The organism is Kosakonia pseudosacchari, assembly GCF_015167415.1.
Taxonomy (GTDB): Bacteria; Pseudomonadota; Gammaproteobacteria; order Enterobacterales; family Enterobacteriaceae; genus Kosakonia; species Kosakonia pseudosacchari.
Genome location: NZ_CP063425.1, coordinates 2,075,085 through 2,093,913 on the forward strand (window position 1 = coordinate 2,075,085; position 18,829 = coordinate 2,093,913).

At 54.3% G+C, this 18,829-nt stretch carries 19 protein-coding genes; 10 read left to right on the top strand and 9 right to left on the bottom strand.

Annotated elements, in window-relative coordinates; all coding sequences use genetic code 11:
- Positions 1-90: 90 nt before the first annotated feature.
- The 7 genes from astC to ves all read left to right on the top strand — a co-directional run bounded on the left by astC (position 91) and on the right by ves (position 7,794).
- Positions 91-1,311, top strand: coding sequence for a succinylornithine/acetylornithine transaminase (gene astC, locus IP581_RS09785; protein ID WP_193822427.1), 1,221 nt, complete (start codon positions 91-93; stop codon positions 1,309-1,311).
- Positions 1,308-2,357, top strand: a complete 1,050-nt coding sequence (gene astA / locus IP581_RS09790) for an arginine N-succinyltransferase (RefSeq protein ID WP_020454009.1) — start codon at positions 1,308-1,310, stop codon at positions 2,355-2,357. The genes astC and astA overlap by 4 nt, the downstream gene beginning before the upstream one ends.
- Positions 2,354-3,832, top strand: coding sequence for a succinylglutamate-semialdehyde dehydrogenase (gene astD / locus IP581_RS09795; protein WP_193822428.1), 1,479 nt, complete (start codon positions 2,354-2,356; stop codon positions 3,830-3,832). The genes astA and astD overlap by 4 nt, the downstream gene beginning before the upstream one ends.
- Entirely contained in the window at positions 3,829-5,154 is a 1,326-nt protein-coding gene (gene astB, locus IP581_RS09800) for an N-succinylarginine dihydrolase (RefSeq protein ID WP_193822429.1), read from the top strand. Before astD ends, astB begins: the two co-directional genes overlap by 4 nt.
- An 11-nt stretch (positions 5,155-5,165) precedes the next feature.
- Positions 5,166-6,131, top strand: coding sequence for a succinylglutamate desuccinylase (gene astE, locus IP581_RS09805; RefSeq protein WP_097400013.1), 966 nt, complete (start codon positions 5,166-5,168; stop codon positions 6,129-6,131).
- A 315-nt stretch (positions 6,132-6,446) separates the two neighbouring features.
- Complete coding sequence (gene spy / locus IP581_RS09810) at positions 6,447-6,926, top strand: ATP-independent periplasmic protein-refolding chaperone Spy (protein WP_193822430.1); 480 nt, start codon at positions 6,447-6,449, stop codon at positions 6,924-6,926.
- Between the two features lie 310 nt (positions 6,927-7,236).
- Entirely contained in the window at positions 7,237-7,794 is a 558-nt protein-coding gene (gene ves / locus IP581_RS09815; protein WP_086869470.1) for an environmental stress-induced protein Ves, read from the top strand.
- Here the strand turns inward: ves and cho are convergent.
- Together cho and nadE are read right to left on the bottom strand one after the other, a co-directional pair.
- Positions 7,791-8,654, bottom strand: coding sequence for an excinuclease Cho (gene cho / locus IP581_RS09820; RefSeq protein ID WP_176519660.1), 864 nt, complete (start codon positions 8,652-8,654; stop codon positions 7,791-7,793). The two genes, ves and cho, sit on opposite strands and share 4 nt — an antisense overlap.
- A gap of 82 nt (positions 8,655-8,736) precedes the next feature.
- Entirely contained in the window at positions 8,737-9,567 is an 831-nt protein-coding gene (gene nadE, locus IP581_RS09825) for an ammonia-dependent NAD(+) synthetase (protein WP_086869466.1), read from the bottom strand.
- 253 nt (positions 9,568-9,820) lie between these two features.
- Here nadE and osmE point away from each other — a divergent pair, with 253 nt between their 5' ends.
- Complete coding sequence (osmE, locus tag IP581_RS09830) at positions 9,821-10,159, top strand: osmotically-inducible lipoprotein OsmE (protein ID WP_017456537.1); 339 nt, start codon at positions 9,821-9,823, stop codon at positions 10,157-10,159.
- Positions 10,160-10,227: 68 nt separating this feature from the next.
- On the opposite strand, the gene katE is transcribed toward osmE, so the two are convergent.
- Positions 10,228-12,483: a catalase HPII gene (katE, locus tag IP581_RS09835; RefSeq protein WP_097400010.1), complete on the bottom strand. Its 2,256-nt coding sequence runs from the start codon at positions 12,481-12,483 to the stop codon at positions 10,228-10,230.
- Between the two features lie 215 nt (positions 12,484-12,698).
- Between katE and cedA the strand changes: the two genes are divergently transcribed.
- Positions 12,699-12,941: a cell division activator CedA gene (cedA, locus tag IP581_RS09840; protein ID WP_065368672.1), complete on the top strand. Its 243-nt coding sequence runs from the start codon at positions 12,699-12,701 to the stop codon at positions 12,939-12,941.
- An 82-nt stretch (positions 12,942-13,023) separates the two neighbouring features.
- Here cedA and IP581_RS09845 read toward each other — a convergent pair whose 3' ends face one another.
- From IP581_RS09845 to hxpB, 4 genes are all read right to left on the bottom strand, one after another.
- Positions 13,024-14,415: an L-cystine transporter gene (locus IP581_RS09845; RefSeq protein ID WP_086869462.1), complete on the bottom strand. Its 1,392-nt coding sequence runs from the start codon at positions 14,413-14,415 to the stop codon at positions 13,024-13,026.
- 130 nt (positions 14,416-14,545) lie between these two features.
- The gene (locus tag IP581_RS09850) at positions 14,546-15,136 is read right to left on the bottom strand and encodes a metal-dependent hydrolase (RefSeq protein ID WP_086869460.1); all 591 of its coding nucleotides are present in this window, start codon (positions 15,134-15,136) and stop codon (positions 14,546-14,548) included.
- Positions 15,137-15,233: 97 nt separating this feature from the next.
- A complete protein-coding gene (gene kduD, locus IP581_RS09855; RefSeq protein ID WP_193822431.1) occupies positions 15,234-15,995 on the bottom strand; it encodes a 2-dehydro-3-deoxy-D-gluconate 5-dehydrogenase KduD in 762 nt (253 codons plus the stop codon).
- A 147-nt stretch (positions 15,996-16,142) separates the two neighbouring features.
- Positions 16,143-16,811 (bottom strand): hexitol phosphatase HxpB, encoded by a 669-nt coding sequence (gene hxpB / locus IP581_RS09860; RefSeq protein WP_086869457.1) that lies wholly within the window; start codon positions 16,809-16,811, stop codon positions 16,143-16,145.
- Between the two features lie 144 nt (positions 16,812-16,955).
- Between hxpB and IP581_RS09865 the strand changes: the two genes are divergently transcribed.
- Positions 16,956-17,492 (top strand): YniB family protein, encoded by a 537-nt coding sequence (locus IP581_RS09865; protein ID WP_193822432.1) that lies wholly within the window; start codon positions 16,956-16,958, stop codon positions 17,490-17,492.
- Positions 17,493-17,535: 43 nt separating this feature from the next.
- Here IP581_RS09865 and IP581_RS09870 read toward each other — a convergent pair whose 3' ends face one another.
- Together IP581_RS09870 and ghoS are read right to left on the bottom strand one after the other, a co-directional pair.
- On the bottom strand, positions 17,536-18,396 hold the full coding sequence (locus IP581_RS09870) for a fructosamine kinase family protein (protein ID WP_086869453.1): 861 nt from the start codon (positions 18,394-18,396) through the stop codon (positions 17,536-17,538).
- Positions 18,397-18,500: 104 nt separating this feature from the next.
- Positions 18,501-18,791, bottom strand: a complete 291-nt coding sequence (gene ghoS, locus IP581_RS09875) for a type V toxin-antitoxin system endoribonuclease antitoxin GhoS (protein WP_086869451.1) — start codon at positions 18,789-18,791, stop codon at positions 18,501-18,503.
- Positions 18,792-18,829: the final 38 nt, after the last annotated feature.

An 18,829-nucleotide genomic window follows, 5' to 3' on the forward strand; every position in this document is an offset into this window, starting at 1 on the left:
CTGGCACGAACCGTGCAATCTACATTTACAGCGAAAACGTTCATATTCGTTAACATTTTATCAACTATTTATTTACCGGATGAGGTCGCTATGTCTCTGTCAATTACGCGTGAAAATTTTGATCAATGGATGTTGCCTGTCTACGCGCCTGCGCCTTTTATTCCGGTACGCGGTGAAGGTTCCCGTCTGTGGGATCAGCAGGGCAAAGAGTATGTCGACTTTGCCGGCGGGATTGCGGTAAATGCGCTGGGGCACGCGCACCCTGCGCTGTGTAAAGCACTTAGCGAGCAGGCGGCGAAGTTCTGGCATACCGGCAACGGTTACACTAACGAACCGGTGCTGAAACTGGCGAAACGCCTGCTGGACGCGACCTTTGCCGATCGCGCCTTCTTTTGTAACTCCGGTGCCGAGGCGAATGAAGCGGCGCTGAAGCTGGCGCGCAAGTATGCTCACGATACGTTCGGTCCGCACAAAAGCGGCATTGTCGCGTTCAAGAATGCGTTCCATGGACGCACCTTATTTACCGTCAGCGCGGGTGGGCAGCCAGCTTATTCGCAAGATTTTGCGCCGTTGCCGCCGCAAATCCAGCATGCGCAGTTCAACGATCTTGCCTCCGCCAGCGCCTTAATTAATGACGATACCTGCGCCGTTATTGTCGAGCCGATGCAGGGTGAAGGCGGCGTGGTGCCTGCCAGCCAGGCGTTTTTGCAAGGATTGCGTGAGTTGTGCACGCGCCATAACGCGCTGCTGATTTTTGATGAAGTGCAAACCGGTGTTGGCCGCACCGGCGAACTGTATGCCTATATGCATTACGGCGTGACACCGGATGCGCTGACCACGGCAAAAGCGTTGGGTGGCGGTTTCCCGATTGGCGCGATGCTGACCACCGAACAGTTTGGCAAAGTGATGAATGTCGGTACCCATGGTACGACTTACGGCGGGAACCCTCTGGCTGGCGCGGTGGCCGGTGCGTTGCTCGATATCGTCAACACACGGGAAACCCTGACCGGCGTGAAGCAACGCAATCAATGGTTTACGGAGCAGCTTGCGGCGATCAATGACCGTTATCACCTGTTCAGTGAAATCCGCGGCTTAGGGTTGCTGATCGGCTGTCAACTGGCGCCTGAGTATGCGGGAAAAGCAAAGCAACTTTCACAACTGGCAGCGGCAGAAGGCGCAATGGTGTTGATTGCCGGTGGCAATGTGCTGCGCTTTGCGCCAGCGCTGAATATCAGCGAAGAAGAGATCCGCGACGGGCTTACGCGTGTAGCCCGCGCCTGTGAAAAATTCATTGCGGAGAGCGCATCATGATGGTGATCCGTCCTGTCGCCGAAGGCGATTTACCGGCGCTGATGCGGCTGGCCGGGAAAACCGGTGGCGGCCTGACGTCGTTGCCCGTTGATGAAGCCACGCTTGCTGCGCGGATTGAGCGCTCACGCCGTACCTGGCAAGGCGAGTTGCCGAAGGGTGAACAAGGGTACGTTTTTGTGCTGGAAGAGACGCAAAGCGGCGAGGTGGCCGGGATTTGCGCCATTGAGGTTGCGGTTGGCCTGAACGATCCCTGGTATAACTACCGGGTCGGGACCCAGGTTCATGCCTCGAAAGAGCTGAATGTTTATAACGCGCTGCCAACGCTGTTTCTCAGTAACGATCACACTGGCAGCAGCGAACTTTGCACCCTGTTTCTCGATCCCGCCTGGCGTAAAGAGGGCAATGGCTACTTGTTGTCGAAATCCCGCTTTCTGTTCATGGCGGCATTCCGCGAGCGCTTCAATGAAAAAGTGGTGGCCGAGATGCGCGGCGTGATTGACGAGCACGGTTATTCGCCGTTCTGGGAGAGCCTCGGCAAGCGTTTCTTTTCAATGGAGTTCAGCCGGGCGGATTATCTGTGCGGCACCGGGCAAAAAGCCTTTATCGCGGAGCTGATGCCGAAACACCCTATTTATACCCACTTTCTTTCACAAGAAGCGCAAGCGGTGATCGGCGAAGTGCATCCACAAACGGCACCGGCCCGAGCGGTGCTGGAAAAAGAGGGTTTTCGCTATCGTAACTACGTCGACATTTTTGATGGCGGTCCGACGCTTGAATGCGATGTCGACCGGGTGCGGGCGATCCGTAAAAGCCGCCTGGTGACGGCAGGCGAAGGCCAGCGCGCGCCGGGTGAATGGCCCGCGTGTATGGTCTCCAATGAGCAGTACCAGCAATTTCGCGCCATGCTGATTTACGCGGACCCGAACACCGAGCGTTTGCTATTAACGGCAGCTGAACTGGATGCGTTGAAGTGCCAGCCCGGCGATACCGTGCGGCTGGTGCGCCTGTGTGCCGAAGAGAAAAGTGGCGAGGAGAAAACGAAATGAGTTTATGGATTAAGGGTGACTGGGTAACAGGCCAGGGCGAACGCCGCGTCAAAACCAACCCGGTAAGCCACGACGCACTGTGGCACGGCTTTGATGCTGATAGCGAGCAAGTGGCTCTGGCGTATCAGGCCGCGCGCGAGGCCTTCCCGCAGTGGGCGCAGCGGGCTTTTACGGAACGCCAGGCCATTGTTGAGACATTCGCAGCGCTGCTGGAGAGTAATAAAGCGGCGCTGGCAGAAATTATCGCCCGTGAAACCGGTAAACCGCGCTGGGAAGCCGCAACCGAAGTGACGGCGATGATCAACAAAGCCGCCATATCGGTAAAGGCGTATCACACGCGTACCGGGGAACAACACACAGAGATGGCTGATGGTGCCGCGACATTGCGCCATCGTCCGCACGGGGTGCTGGCTGTTTTCGGGCCGTATAACTTCCCCGGCCATCTGCCGAATGGGCATATTATCCCGGCGCTACTTGCAGGTAATACCGTGATCTTTAAACCAAGCGAACTCACGCCGTGGACCGGCGAAGCGGTAGTCAAACTCTGGGAGCAGGCCGGTTTGCCCGCAGGTGTACTCAATCTGGTGCAGGGCGGGCGAGAGACCGGCCAGGCGCTGAGCGCATTACCGGGGCTGGATGGGTTGCTCTTTACCGGCAGCGCCAATACGGGATATCAGCTACACCGCCAGCTTGCCGGGCAACCCGAAAAGATCCTCGCACTGGAAATGGGCGGCAACAACCCACTAATTGTTGAAGATCCTGACGATACCGATGCCGCCGTCCATCTGGCGATCCAGTCAGCATTTATTACCGCCGGGCAGCGCTGCACCTGCGCGCGTCGCTTACTGGTGAAACGTTCAAAAGCGGGCGATGATTTTCTCGCGCGGCTGGTGGAAGTGAGCGCGCGGCTGCAACCGCAGGCCTGGGATGCGGAACCCGCGCCGTTTTTCGGAGGCTTAATTTCACCCCAGGCAGCGCAGCAGGTTTACCAGGCCTGGCAGGCGCACGAAGCGCGTGGTGGTAAAACCTTGCTGGCGCCGCGCCTGTTGGCGGAAGGAACCTCGCTGCTGACGCCGGGGATTATCGAGATGACGGACGTTGCGGGAGTGCCGGATGAAGAAGTGTTTGGCCCTCTGCTGTGTGTCTGGCGCTATGACGATTTTGATCAGGCGATCCGTATGGCGAACGACACACGCTACGGGCTGGCCTGCGGGTTGATTTCACCGGATCGGCAAAAATTTGATCAACTGCTGCTGGAAGCGCGCGCCGGGATCGTCAACTGGAATAAACCGTTAACCGGTGCCGCCAGTACCGCGCCGTTTGGTGGTGTCGGCGCGTCGGGTAACCACCGCGCCAGCGCCTGGTACGCCGCGGATTACTGCGCCTGGCCGATGGCGAGTCTTGAATCTCCCGCATTAACGTTGCCACAAACGCTCAGCCCGGGGCTTGATTTCTCCCGCGAGGCGCAGCCATGAAAGCACGTGAGGTTAACTTCGACGGCCTGGTCGGGCTAACGCATCATTACGCCGGATTATCTTTCGGTAATGAAGCTTCGACCAAACACCGATTTCAGGTTTCTAACCCGAAACTGGCGGCGAAGCAGGGGCTGCTGAAAATGAAAGCGCTCGCCGACGCGGGTTTTCCGCAGGCGGTTATCCCGCCACAGGAGCGCCCCAATATCGCGGTCTTGCGCCAGCTTGGTTTCAGCGGTAGCGATGAGCAGGTGGTGGAAAAAGCTGCCGCGCAAGCGCCGCAGATCCTCTCCGCCGCCAGTTCGGCATCGGCGATGTGGGTCGCGAACGCGGCTACCGTCTGCCCGTCGGCTGATGCGCTGGATGGCAAAGTGCATCTCACGGTTGCCAACCTGAATAATAAATTCCACCGCGCGATGGAAGCCCCGACGACAGAAGCGTTGTTGCGCGCTATCTTCCGCGATGAAACGACGTTTGCTGTCCATCCGGCGCTGCCGCAGGTCGCCATGTTTGGCGATGAAGGTGCGGCGAACCATAACCGCTTTGGCGGTGATTACGGCGAAGCGGGTGTGCAACTCTTCGTTTATGGCAGGGAGTACGCAAGCCTGGATGCCCCGGCGCGCTATCCGGCGCGTCAGACGCGCGAAGCCAGCGAGGCGGTGGCGCGTATTAACCAGGTGCGCGCGGAGCAGGTGGTTTTCGCCCGTCAAAACCCGGACGTTATCGATCTTGGCGTGTTTCATAACGATGTGATTGCCGTTTCGAACCGACAGGTACTTTTTTGTCACGAACTGGCTTTTGCCGACCAGGCTCGTGTGCTGGCCGAGCTACACTCAAAAGTACCGGGATTTATGGCGATTGAAGTTCCGCAGCAGGCCGTTTCTGTTACCGATGCGGTGGCGACCTATCTGTTTAACAGCCAACTGCTGAGTCGGGATGATGGCAGCATGTTGCTGGTATTACCGCAGGAGTCACAGGAACATGCCGGTGTGTGGCGCTATCTGAACACGCTGCTGGCGCAGGATAACCCGATCAGTGAGCTTAACGTGTTTGATCTGCGAGAAAGCATGGCGAACGGTGGTGGTCCGGCGTGTCTGCGCTTGCGTGTGGTGCTTACCGAGGCGGAACAGCAGGCCGTTAACCCGGCGGTGATGATGAATGACAGTTTGTTTGCCACCCTCAATGACTGGGTGGATCGGTACTATCGCGATCGGCTGACGCAAGCGGATTTAGCCGATCCGCAGCTCTTACGCGAGGGGCGGGAAGCGCTGGACCGATTAACGCAGTTGTTGAATCTGGGATCGGTGTATCCCTTCCAGCGTTAACCGGAGGCCGTATGGATAACTTTCTTGCTGCAACGCTTGCGGGCGATATCCCGCGAAAAATGTCAGGGGAGTCGGGCGGTATTCACTGGTTGTGGCACGAACAAGGGATTCTGGAACTGATCCCGAAACAACCCGTCGGGCGATCGCTGGTCATCTCGTGTGCTATCCACGGTAATGAAACTGCGCCGGTGGAGATGCTGGATCTGTTGCTTAAAAATGTGTTTGCGGGCGAACAACCGCTTACCTGGCGGCTGCTGGTGATCCTTGGAAACCCGCAGGCACTGGCGCAAAACAAGCGTTTTTTGCATAACGATCTCAACCGAATGTTTGGTGGCCGCTGGCAGCAGTTGCCGCCTAACGATGAAACGGTGCGCGCCGCTCAGCTCGAACGGGCGGTGACGCATTTCTTTGCCGCGGGCGATGAGGTGCGCTGGCATCTGGATTTACACACCGCGATCCGTGGTTCGCACCATGTTCGCTTTGGCGTATTACCCCTGCGAGCAGAGCCGTGGGATGAGTTGTTTCTTGAGTGGCTGGGGGCCGCCGGGCTGGAGGCGCTGGTATTTCACCAGGCGCCAGGCGGCACGTTTACACACTACAGCTGTGAGCACTTTAACGCACTGGCTTGCACTCTGGAGCTTGGCAAAGCGTTGCCGTTTGGTGAAAACGATTTAAGCCAGTTCCAGCGTACGGCCTGGGCGCTGGCGGCGTTACTGGCGGGTGAGCCTGCGCCAGACACGGAAAATAGGCCGCTGCGCTATCGGGTGGTACAGCAACTGACCCGCCACAGTGAAGAATTTAAACTCTTCATGAGTGCGGATACGCTCAATTTTACGGCCTTCAGCGCGGGTACCTTGCTGGCAGAGGATCGCGGCGAGCGGTATGTGGTGCAACATGAGCAGGAGTATGTTTTGTTTCCCAATCCGAATGTTGCCATTGGCTTACGCGCCGGGCTAATGCTTGAAAAAATTAATTAAACATCCAGCCCTGTTAACGCAGGGCTTATTTCTTTTTGCTTTTCTTAAATAAATTACAGAATTATCCTGGTGAACTCTTTATTAATAAAATACTTTGATTTAAGATTCTCCATAATTGCTTTTTAATCAGCCTGTTGAATATTTAATTTTCGACTCTACATGCTTTATCCTTATTTCCTTCATATTTGACGTAAAAATGATATTTACACTTTCATTGTTTTACCGTCGCTCTGATTAATTGACGATAAAGGCAGTAAAGTGAATAGCGTCAACACGGCAACCGCCGTAAGTAAAACCGAAGTAAGGAATAAAATTATGCGTAAATTGACTGCTCTGTTTGTTGCCTCTACCCTGGCTTTTGGCGCTGCAGGTCTGGCTCATGCTGCGGATACCACCGCCGCACCCGGCGACGCGAAACCCATGATGCACCACAAAGGTAAGGGCCCGCACGACATGATGTTCAAAGGCCTGAACCTGACCGATGCGCAGAAACAGCAAGTCCGCGAGATTATGAAAAGCCAGCGCGAAGAGATGAAACGCCCGCCGGTGGAAGAGATGCGCGCAATGCATGACATCATTACCAGCGACAGCTTTGACCGCGCGAAAGCCGAAGCGCAAATCACCAAAATGGAACAGCAGCATAAAGAAAGCATGCTGAAACGTATGGAGACGCAGAATAAGATTTACAACATTCTGACCCCGGAACAGAAAAAGCAATTCAATGCGAATTTTGAGAAGCGTCTGACAGAACATCCGGCAGCGGAAGGTAAAATGCCTCCTGCACCTGCTGAATAATTCAGCACCCCTCCTTAAGACCGCCGGTTTTGCTCATCGCTTGTTTTACGTGATGGGCAGAACCGGCGGTTTTTTCTTGTTTCCCTCTTGCCAGCCGCTTCTGGCGCGGTATTCTCGTTAAACCTCGTTTTTGTGGCGATGTTACTTATCTGAAATTTATGATTTTTTACATGTCTGATTGCGCAACAGCCTAAGGCAAATCGCATCGGCTGCCGATAATTCACACATGGCAAAGTAAACAATAACAATGATGCAGGCTGCCCGAAGAGGCAGCGGCGCAGGTGAAGCACCGCGCCATTCAGGAGTGATGATGGAATTCTTTGATATCCGTAAAATGCCGGTAAACCTCTGGCGTAATGGGGCGGGTGAAACCCGGGAAATTTGCTGTTTTCCGCCCGCAACACGTGATTTTAACTGGCGAGCCAGTATCGCTTCGCTGGCCAGCAACGGTGATTTTCCGCAATTTCCCGGCGTGGATCGGGTCATAACACTCATTGAAGGTGGCGAGGTAACGCTGAACGGGGGAGATGCTTTCAGCCACACGCTTAAACACCACCAGCCCTTTGCTTTTGCCGGTGAGCAGCCGGTCAGAGCCGAGCTTTCCGACGGGCGCATGTCACTGGATTTTAACGTAATGACGCGCCGCGATCGCTGCCAGGCGAAAGTCCGTATCGCCGACCGCACGTTTACCACTATTGGTACACGCGGCGGCGTTATTTTCGTCCTGAGTGGCGCGTGGCAGTTGGGCGATAAGTTATTAACCGCCGATCAGGGCGCCTACTGGCAGGAAGGTCGGCAAACCCTGCGGTTGCTAAAGTCTGAAGGGCAATTACTGTTCAGTGAAATCACCTGGCTGCCCGGCCATTAATCCAGTTCGATGATGTCATAATCCCCGGAAAGCAGCGGCTTGCAGAGAATTTTGTAGCCGTCATGATCGAAACCCGCCGGTAAGCGAAGCAGTTGCGCGGCAGCGGCGGGCTCATCAACTGAACCTAACCATAGCCAGTTGTGAATGATATGGTACTGCGTCATTCCCGCTGCGCTCTCTTTTAGCCCAATTGGGCCGCGCCATGGCCAGCAAACCAGTTGCAAACGCGCCATTGCGGCGGCGAAGCGTTCATCATGTGCTTCGCGAGTCTCTTTGCCACAACACGCTCCGGCACAGCGTTGTAACGCGGATCGAAAACAAGCCCGGCCACGGCTTAGTGATTCCAGACCCAGTAGCCCATAACACAGCTTTTCGTCATCAGCGATAGACTGCAGCGCTTGTAATGCGGCACGGCGATTGGCAAACAGGCCATACAGATCGGGAGAGGAGGAGAAATCCACCTCTTTGGCATACACCACTTGTGGCTTTTCGCCGCTAAGGCGAAGCGAGCAGAGCTGGCGATTACGGCGCAGGCGCTTATTAAAGAGCGGTTGTTGTTCTTTAATCAGCCGCGCTTCAAGCAACAGCGCGCCAATCTCCCCGGCGGTGCAAATCCAGGTGATACGCCGCGACTGACGCAGCATCGCCGCTTCATCTGGCGTGCGCAGGTGCGACAGCACACGGCTGCGGATATTGACGCTTTTACCGATATAAAGCGGCATCGCCTCGCTTTCGCCATGAAAAATATAGACGCCGGGCTGTTTGGGCATGGCTTCCAGCCACGGACGAAGATGTTCCGGATATTCATAGATTGCCGCCGCTTCGAATTCAAGACGCGGGGCTGATTGTCGCCTGACCACAAAAGACTCCTGATACTGTTTATCTATCCAGTATAGCAGTCAATAAGTGGCTAAAAAAGAGGCGGCTTGCGCCGCCTGCGGGTTATTTCTGTTTCCAGAAATCGTCGAATACGGTAATCGGCGGGCGGCGCTTGTGCTCTGTTTTCACATACCAGCCTTCGATGATTTTCGCGATACTGGCATCAAGCGTTTTTCCTTCCAGATAATCATCGATATTTTCGTAAGTTACGCCCAGGGCGGCTTCATCCGGCAGTGAAGGACGATCGTCTTCCAGATCGGCCGTTGGCGCTTTTTTATAAAGATGTTCCGGGCAGCCCAGGTAAGCCAGCAATTGTTTACCCTGGCGTTTGTTCAGACGGAAAAGTGGGTTGATATCAGTGCCACCATCGCCATATTTGGTGAAGAAACCGGTCACTGCTTCGGCGGCATGGTCGGTACCCACCACTACGCCTTTCGTCATGCCCGCAATACTGTATTGCGCTTTCATTCGCTCGCGCGCTTTTTCATTGCCACGTACGAAATCGCTCAGTTCGATGCCGGTTTCACGCAGCGCTTGCTCGCTTGCCAGCACCGAGGCTTTGATATTCACGGTAAGGACGCGATCCGGCTGAATAAACGCGATGGCATCCTGGCAATCCTGTTCATCCGCTTGCTTACCGTAAGGGAGGCGGACGGCGATAAACTGATATGCTTGATTGCCCGTTTCCTGGCGCAGTTCGCTGATCGCCATCTGGCTGATTTTCCCGGCCAGCGTGGAATCCTGGCCGCCGCTAATGCCAAGCACCAGCGTTTGCAAAAAAGGATAGGTTTTCAGATAGGTTTTCAGGAAATCCACGCTGCGGCGAACTTCTTCTTCGGCATTGACCGCGGGCTTCACGCCTAGCGCCTGAATAATCTCTTGTTGCAGAGTCATTTACCCCTCCGTTGTGTTGTCCTGCTTTGCAGGGTGCAAATAAATAATAGGGCCAAATTAACCCTTTGGCGGTAAAACGACAAGGATCACAGATTTGAGTGCCGCAATTTACGGCGTTTTAGCAGCTTATTTCACTTTTATTAGATTTCTCCGAAAGTTATGCCGATGCACTCTGTTAGTTGAAAAATGCAATTTTATATTCCAGGCTTAGATAACACGCTGATACACAAGCGGATACAAAAGAGGATGGAATATGAATAAGAACATCGCAGGAATTCTGGGCGCAGCTGCAGTGCTGACTATGCTGGCGGGTTGTACGGCTTATGATCGTGCAAAAGATCAGGTTTCTCAGCCGGTGGTAAAAGATGTGAAAAAAGGCATGAGCCGTCAGCAGGTTATGCAGGTTGCTGGCCGTCCTTCTTCTGAAGTTACGATGATCCACGCGCGCGGGACTTGCCAGACCTATATTCTGGGTCAACGTGACGGCAAAACCGAAACCTATTTCGTTGCGCTGGATGAAACCGGCCATGTCATGAACTCCGGCTACCAGACCTGCGCCGAGTATGATACTGACCCGCAAGCTAAGCAGTAATTTCGGTTTATAGCCTGAGCAAATAAAAAACCGGTCAGTTGGCCGGTTTTTTATGGCTGCAATAACGCTTACGCCGGAATGCTATCGATTTTGCTGATGCGCGACCAGACGCGGTGCGCCGCAAGATGCGTCAGAAAATCATCAATAAAATTCGCCGTGGCGCTATCCGCCTCGACAATACCGTCCTCTCCCTGGTCATCCACATCCAGTAAGCGCTTAAACTGCCGCGCATCACCTGCAAGCGCGATAGTTTTCAGGTGTTTATAGGCTTCCAGCAAATAATATTTCGCATCGCCATTTTGCAGGATATCGCTGATATCGCCGCCGGGAACAATAACGCCATCTACCGTCAGCGACGGCGATCCGGCGAAGGTTGCGGCAATCGGTAATTCAGAGCCGTCATCCGCTGTCACGTTGCCCATTCGCGCATAGAGCAGTTTGCTATGAACGCCTTTGGCTTTCAGCCCCTGCAATACATTGAGTACATCCGTCGCGCTGACCTTATCATGCAGTAAAATGGCTACCACCCGGCCTTTCACGTTACCATCCGGGACGGCATAAAGACTCAGCGACGGATCTTTTTTCAAGCCATTCACCTCTGGCGGCGGGGCGATATTTAATTGATCGTCGCTCAAGGTGATGCCGAGGTTTTCCGCTACGCCTTGCGCCAGATGAATGTCGATGTGCGCCAGGTGATCCACCACGCGTTCACGAATATACGCGCGCACCACTTTGCTCAGCTCGAAGCTGAAAGCGTCAATAATATGACGTTGTTCAAACGGCGTCTGGCTTAACCAGAACAGGCGCGGATGCGCGTAATATTCACCGAATGAAGGGCTGCGCTCGCGAATTTTTTCCCCTTCGACGCGTTCCTGGTAGGTTTCGAAACCGCCGCGTTTCGGGCCGGGCGGTGTTTCCCGCGGCCAGTTATCGTTGATGGAGTTCGGTTCATAGTTGGCGGGATTCGTATCAATCTCCATGCGGTGCATGCCGTCGCGCTGCAGATTATGGTACGGGCAAGTCGGGCGGTTGATGGGGATTTCATGGAAGTTCGGCCCGCCAAGCCGGCTGATTTGCGTATCGGTATAGGAGAACAGACGCCCCTGCAGTAGCGGGTCATTGGTAAAATCGAGGCCCGGCACGATATGCCCTGGATGGAACGCAGCCTGCTCGTTTTCAGCAAAAAAGTTATCCGGGTTACGGTTTAACACCATTTTACCGACACGCTGTACGGGAACCAGCTCTTCGGGGATCAGCTTGGTTGGGTCCAGCAGGTCGAAATCAAATTTGAATTCATCCTCTTCCGGGATCAGCTGTAAACCCAGCTCATACTCCGGGTAATCACCGGCCTCAATGGCTTCCCATAACTCGCGACGGTGGAAGTCCGGATCGCGCCCGGTCAGTTTTTGCGATTCGTCCCACACCAGCGATGCTTTGCCTGCCAATGGTTTCCAGTGGAAGCGCACAAACGTGGCTTTGCCTTCGGCGTTGATCAGGCGAAATGTGTGGATCCCGAAACCTTCCATCGTGCGATAGCTGCGCGGAATGCCGCGATCGGACATCGCCCACATCACATTGTGTAAGGTTTCCGGCTGTAGCGAAACATAGTCCCAGAAGGTGTCGTGCGCGCTTTGGCCTTGCGGGATCGCCCAGTGCGGTTCTGGTTTTACCGCATGGACAAAATCGGGGAATTTATGCGCATCCTGGATGAAAAAGACCGGCGTATTGTTGCCAACCAGGTCAAAAATGCCTTCTTCGGTATAGAACTTGGTGGCAAATCCACGGATGTCGCGGACGGTGTCCGCTGAACCCGCGCCGCCTTGCACTGTAGAAAAACGGACAAAAACCGGGGTGATTTTATCCGCATCAGAGAGAAAATCCGCTTTGGTAATATCGCTCAGGCTGCGATAAGGCTGAAAGTAACCATGCGCTGCCGACCCGCGTGCATGCACGATACGTTCGGGGATACGTTCATGGTCGAAATGGGTGATTTTCTCCCGCAGGATAAAATCTTCCAGCAGTGTTGGGCCGCGTTTTCCCGCGCGCAGCGAGTTTTGATCATCGGCGATGCGCACGCCCTGGTTAGTGGTAAGGGGATAATTTTCGCCGCCCTTTCGGTAAGGCTCCAGCGCGTTCAGTTTGTCATTTGACGTGTCCGGCGCTTTCATACTCCCTGGCGCGGTCGGTTGCTCGCCAGGTGCTGTGGGACGCGGGGAAGGGCGGTGGGAATTGTCCTCAGGGGCAAGGGAATCCAGCCCTGGGCGGGATTCGTTTGCGTCATGGACCGGGGCGTGATGATGTGGGTCTTTCTCATTGTGCGACATTGAACTCGTCTCCTGTTTTCATTGCTGAAAAATGGTCGATGTTTCCTTAAAACCCTTCTAACTATAGAACAACGTGCTGCGTTAACCTGGTTAATCAGGAGACAGAATGGAGGTGAAAAATCAGAGAAAGTGGTTCCAGGCGCGACGCACAAGCTCACAATCGGCTATGATAGGTCTTTAATGTTTGTAGAATTTGTCTGTAGAACGCATCGCTTATGAAATCTTATCGTCAACAAAACCGAGCCATTATCAGCTATGTCCCGCGCGTCGAACCGGCTCCCCCCGAACACGCCTCAAAAGTGGATGGCTATCGTGATGTCTGGTTGCTGCGTGGCAAGTATGTGGCGTTTGTGTTGATGGGGGAAAAGTTTCGCCGCTCGCCGATCTTTAGCGTTCCGGAAGCCGCTCAGCGCTGGGCGTTGCAAATGCGCCAGGAAGGCGAGATAGAGGAAGAGTAAAAAAACCGCCTGTTATTACAGGCGGTTTTTTTATCAAACGGTGCCCCTCAAACAGAGGCATCGGTTATTTCATGCCGGGTGATCAACGGTGCGCCAGTTCGGCGTCTTCTTCACTGTCCAGCACAGCTTTATCGGTCTGTTTCAGCCACTGGCTGGTCAATGTACCGGCGGTCATGGAACCGCTGACGTTCAGGGCGGTACGGCCCATATCAATAAGCGGTTCAACGGAGATGAGCAGCGCCACCAGCGTGACCGGCAGGCCCAGCGCAGGCAGCACGATAAGTGCGGCAAACGTCGCACCGCCACCAACGCCCGCTACGCCTGCGGAACTCACGGTGACAATCCCGACTAAGGTGGCAATCCACAGCGGATCCAGCGGGTTAATGCCAACGGTCGGGGCTACCATTACTGCCAGCATCGCCGGGTAAAGACCCGCACAGCCATTCTGTCCAATGGTTGCGCCAAAAGAGGCGGAGAAGCTGGCGATAGATTCCGGTACACCCAGGCGACGTGTTTGCGCTTCTACGTTCAGCGGAATGGACGCAGCGCTGGAGCGGCTGGTGAAGGCAAATGTCAGTACCGGCCATACTTTACGGAAGAATTTCAGCGGGCTAACGCCGTTCACGCCGAGCAGCAGACCATGCACCACAAACATAATGCCCAGGCCAAGGTAAGAGGCGATAACGAAGCTGCCGAGTTTAATGATGTCCTGAATGTTAGAACCGGCGACAACTTTGGTCATCAGCGCCAGCACACCATACGGTGTCAGTTGCATCACAAGGCGTACCAGTTTCATCACCCAGCTTTGCAGCGTATCGATAGCGGTCAGCACGCGCTGACCTTTCGGCGCATCATCTTTCAGCAGCTTCAGTGCCGCAACGCCAAGGAAAGCCGCGAAGATAACGATGCTGATAATTGACGTTGGGTTTGCGCCGGTCAGGTCGGCAAACGGGTTTTTCGGTACGAAAGAGAGCAGCAATTGCGGCACGGTGAGATCGGCTACTTTGCCGACATAATTGCTCTGAATGGCGTTCAAACGCGCGGTTTCTGCCGTACCCTGCACCAGACCTTCTGCCGTCAAACCGAACAGATTGGTCACCAGCACGCCCACCAGCGCGGCGATGAGCGTGGTGAACAGCAGTGTCCCGATGGTCAGAAAACTGATTTTTCCCAGTTGTGACGCGTTATGCAGACGCGCAACGGCGCTCAGAATCGAAGCGAAAACCAGCGGCATGACAATCATTTGCAGCAACTGAACATAGCCATTACCGACTACGTTGAACCACTGGATGGACTCTTTCAGTACCGGGTTATCAGCACCATAGATAGCCTGCAGCGCGAGGCCAAAGATCACGCCGAGGCCTAAACCGACCAGTACTTTTTTTGCCAGGCTCCACTGTTTGTGACGCGCCTGCGCCAGCAAAAACAGCAGTGCCACGAACACTACCACGTTCGCGATGAGTGGAAAATTCATCCCCGTTCTCCTGATATCATTATTCGGTCGGCCTTCTCGGCCGTTCCTGTTGCGCAAGGTTATCAGATGTGCCGGAACAGGCTTATATCCAAATGGAATGGTATATATCAAAAGTCGGGAAAATGACGGTTTAATGGTCAGATTGCTGATGAATAAAGCGATTAAACTGATCTTGCAGCGACGTTATTATGTGTGAGGACCAGCGGACTGCACCGTTTTCGGGCAAGGTTTGCGGCATCCATACCGCATAAGTAAACAATGCCATACAAAGTACGCGCTCCAGTTGATTCCCTTTTTGCGGCACCAGCAGCGGCAGACGAAAGCGCCAGCGGCATGGCCAGAGCAGCGGTACGCCGGCAGGAGTAAGCATGTCCGCCAGAATATGGCTGAGATAACCCACCACCATTCCCTGTAGCGCATCGGCGGGCACTATCCAGCTTTCTGGCACTTTTAAATAAAAGAGCGTCAGTGCCAGAAAAACCGCCAGCAGGCTATGCGTAAATCCGCGATGCCCGAAAGCGCGGGCGACAGGTTTTGATATCCACTTCAGGCGCTGACCGAGAAAGGATTTGGGATGATCGATATCCGGCAGCAGACAGGTGAGAATAGCGGACGGGACAATATGCCACCAGTCACCCTGAGCAAGGACAGGCGTTAACTCAGCGTTTTTGGAAAACACCGCGCAAGCAATGGAAAAAAGCAGGTGTCCTTCCGCCGTCATGGTCAAACTCACTCAACTGTCGATGCATACAGTATAGGATGTTTGTACAGTAGGCGGAAGAGGTGACGGTGTAACTCTTTGTCACAATCCTGAACGCTTAACGCGCCAGCCAGCCACCATCGACGGCAAGGGTGTAACCATTAATATAATCCGCCGCTTTTGAGGCCAGGAATACCGCAGCGCCTTTCAGATCTTCTGGTTCACCCCAACGCCCGGCCGGGATACGGTCAAGGATCTCCTGGCTGCGCTCCGCATCTTCCCGCAGTTGCTGTGTGTTATTGGTCGCCATATAGCCGGGCGCGATCGCGTTTACGTTAATCTGATGTGGCGCCCATTCGTTTGCCAGTAAACGCGTCAGCCCCATGACGCCGCTCTTGGACGCCGTATATGAAGGCACGCGAATACCGCCCTGATACGAGAGCATCGAGGCGATGTTGATGATTTTTCCGCCATCACCCTGAGCGATAAATTGCCGTGCCACCGCCTGAGAGAGAAAAAATACTGTTTTCAGATTCAGATTCATCACGTCATCCCAGTCTTGCTCACTGAAATCAATGGCATCGCAGCGGCGAATCGTACCCGCGTTATTCACCAGAATGTTGATGTGCCCAAATGTCGCTACGGCTTGTTTTACCACCTCCTCCAGACCGTGCTGGTGGCGAAGGTCTGCCTGAATAGCATGGAAACGGCGTCCTAAGGCCTGCACGCGGGAGGCGGTTTCCTGAGGCACTTTGCGGCCAACACCGACGATATCGCAGCCCGCTTCCGCAAGCCCTAATGCCATTCCCTGACCCAGCCCGGTGTCGCACCCGGTGACGATAGCCACTTTACCCGTAAGCTTAAAGGCTTCCAGTATCATATTTACTCCGGCGTTATAAATTGTTGTCATCGGCATCTGCGCCTGAAGATCAGAATAGAAGGCGGACAAAGAAAATACAAATAAAAATGAAATAGCGTTTCAAAAATGAGATGTAATGGGGTGATCTGTATCACCCCGCAGGCAAAATTAACCGCGCAGATGTTCGGGAGTGAGCTGTTCGAGGCTTTCTAGTTTCACGTTAGCAAGGACATAGCGCGGGTCCGCGCGATGTTCGGCATCCGGCACAACGATGGAACGCATCCGCGCCGCTTTGCTGGCAATCATGCCGTTAACCGAATCTTCCAGCGCTACACACGTGAGCGGATCTACCCCAAGTTTTGCCGCGCAGTCCAGATAAACCTGCGGGTGCGGCTTGCTGTAGGGGAGCTTTTCCGCTGAGGCGAGTGCGTCGAAACTGTCGCGTAGATCGAACATGGTCAGCACTTTTTCCAGCATATGCAGCGGCGATGCGGATGCCAGTCCAACCGACAGCCCGCTGTCCTTACACAGCGCGATGGCTTCACGTACACCCGGCAGCAACGGGCGCTTTTCTTCAACCAGAGAGATGGCGCGCTGAATGATTCTCTCGGTGACTTCCTGACAGCCCGGACCATTCCAGGGCTGCTGGGCATACCACATTTCAACTACCATATCGATGCGCAGGCCAAGCGTATCGGGCAACTCATTGCGCCTTGAAATATCAACCCCAAGGCCAGCCACAACCTCAAGTTCGGCGCGATCCCAGAGCGGTTCAGAGTCAATCAGTAATCCATCCATATCAAAAATGGCAGCAAGAATTTGTCGCGGGGCAGACATAACACCTCTCTATTCACGGATTTTGCAGGGGTAAAAGCGAAATTATGGTTAAGCATTCATCATACTGCCTTTAAAGATCAGGCGAAAATGGTTATCAGCAGGTAGACTAAGGCGCAAACAGTGCGTCACTTACAAGGGGAATCCATGACGTATCAACAAGCTGGACGCATCGCCGTACTGAAACGCGTCCTGGGTTGGGTGATTTTTATTCCAGCCGTCATTTCGACAATCATTTCTGTACTGAAATTTATGTACGATCACAGCGAAAAACAGCCGGGCATTAATGCCGTAATGCTTGATTTCGCCCATGTAATCATTGAGATGATGCGTTTTAACACGCCGTTCCTGAATCTTTTTTGGTACAACTCACCAACACCCGATTTCCACCAAAGCCTGAACATTATGTTCTGGATTATTTATGTGCTGATCTTTGTCGGGCTGGCGCTGCAGGCGTCCGGTGCGCGCATGAGTCGCCAGGCGCGTTTTCTGCGTGAAGGCGTGGAAAATCAGATGATCCTCGAGAAAGCCAAAGGGCCGGAAGGGTTAACGCGCGAACAGATTGAAGCTCGCATTGTGGTGCCACATCACACCATCTTTCTGCAAATTTTCCCGCTCTACGTATTACCGGTGCTCATCATTGTTGCCGGTTATTTCTTCTTTACACTGCTCGGTTTCCTGTAATACCCAAACCCGAGGCGTTGCGCCCCGGGTCTGAGAACAACACTCACGCCGCCAGCACGCGATCCAGCGCTTTTTGCGCATTCACCAGATGTTCTCCACCGAATAAGATTGCCCGGTTAAACAACGTGTACAGCTGGTAAAGGGGTTGGCGATCGAGGAAATCAGAGGGGAGCGGGGAGATGGACTGGTAACCGTCATAGATTTGCGGCGGCTGGTCCGGGTGCAGGGGGAGCATCGCCAGGTCACACTCACGGTCACCCCAGTAGCAAGCCGGGTCATAGATGTAAGGGCCGTCAGGCCCAAGCGCGCAATTGGCCGACCAAAGATCGCCATGTAATAGCGAGGGTTGCGGTTGGTGAGAACTCAACCGTTGTTGAACGTGTTCGACAATCGCATCGATATTGCCAAACTCCAGCCCTCTTTCCGCGGCCAGCTCTAACTGCCAGCCAATACGTTGCTCCGCAAAAAACGTTGACCAGCGGCGCTGCCAGGCGTTGGGCTGCGGCGTGGTGGAAAGATCGTTATCGAAATCGAGGCCAAACTGCGGCTGATCGCTCCACTGGTGCAGGCGCGCTAACTGCTGACCGAGCATAAACGCGTTGTGCGCATCAAGCGGACGTGCAGGAAGATACTCCATGACCAGAAAGCTGTAGTCGCGGTCGCTTCCCACCGCCCAAACCGCAGGGACACGCACGGTATTACTGCGTGCCAGCAGGGCGAGCTGGTCGGCTTCGGCCGTAAAAATGGGCAGCAGTGCGCGATCATCACACTTTACGAAGAGATCGCGCCCGGCGTAGCGTACATGCCACGCGGCATGGATTTCGCCACCGGGCAGTTCATCGCGTTGTTCAATTTCGCCTTCACCCAGTTGTTCGCTTAACAGACCACTTATCGCTTGCCACATGATGTCTCTCCCATGTAATCAGCCAGATCATAAGGTTAGCGCACTACAGCTGTTGAAAAATCCGACTTACCGCACGCCCGGCATACGCAACGGTGGAAAGGCACTTAATGTTCCTGCTTCTGGAACGCTTCCCAGGTGGTGACCGTGATTTCCGTCTCTTCGTCTACAGCACTTTCAGCAAGCCCGCTTGCCAGCGCCTGAACATCTTTTTCACTTAGCGCACTGATGAAACCGAACGTATTGGTGCCAAGATCGTGTACGTTGCCGTTATCATCTGCCATCGTGAGGAGAAAGCCGGCACGTGTAAAGTGGTTATTGAGCTCGTTGATGTCTGTCAGCGTTTGGTCATGAAATTTGACCTCAACTACGTAGCGAGTAATACCATCGCTGCCCATCGTTCACCTCGTTGTTATCTTGATGTTTTTTTAGCATA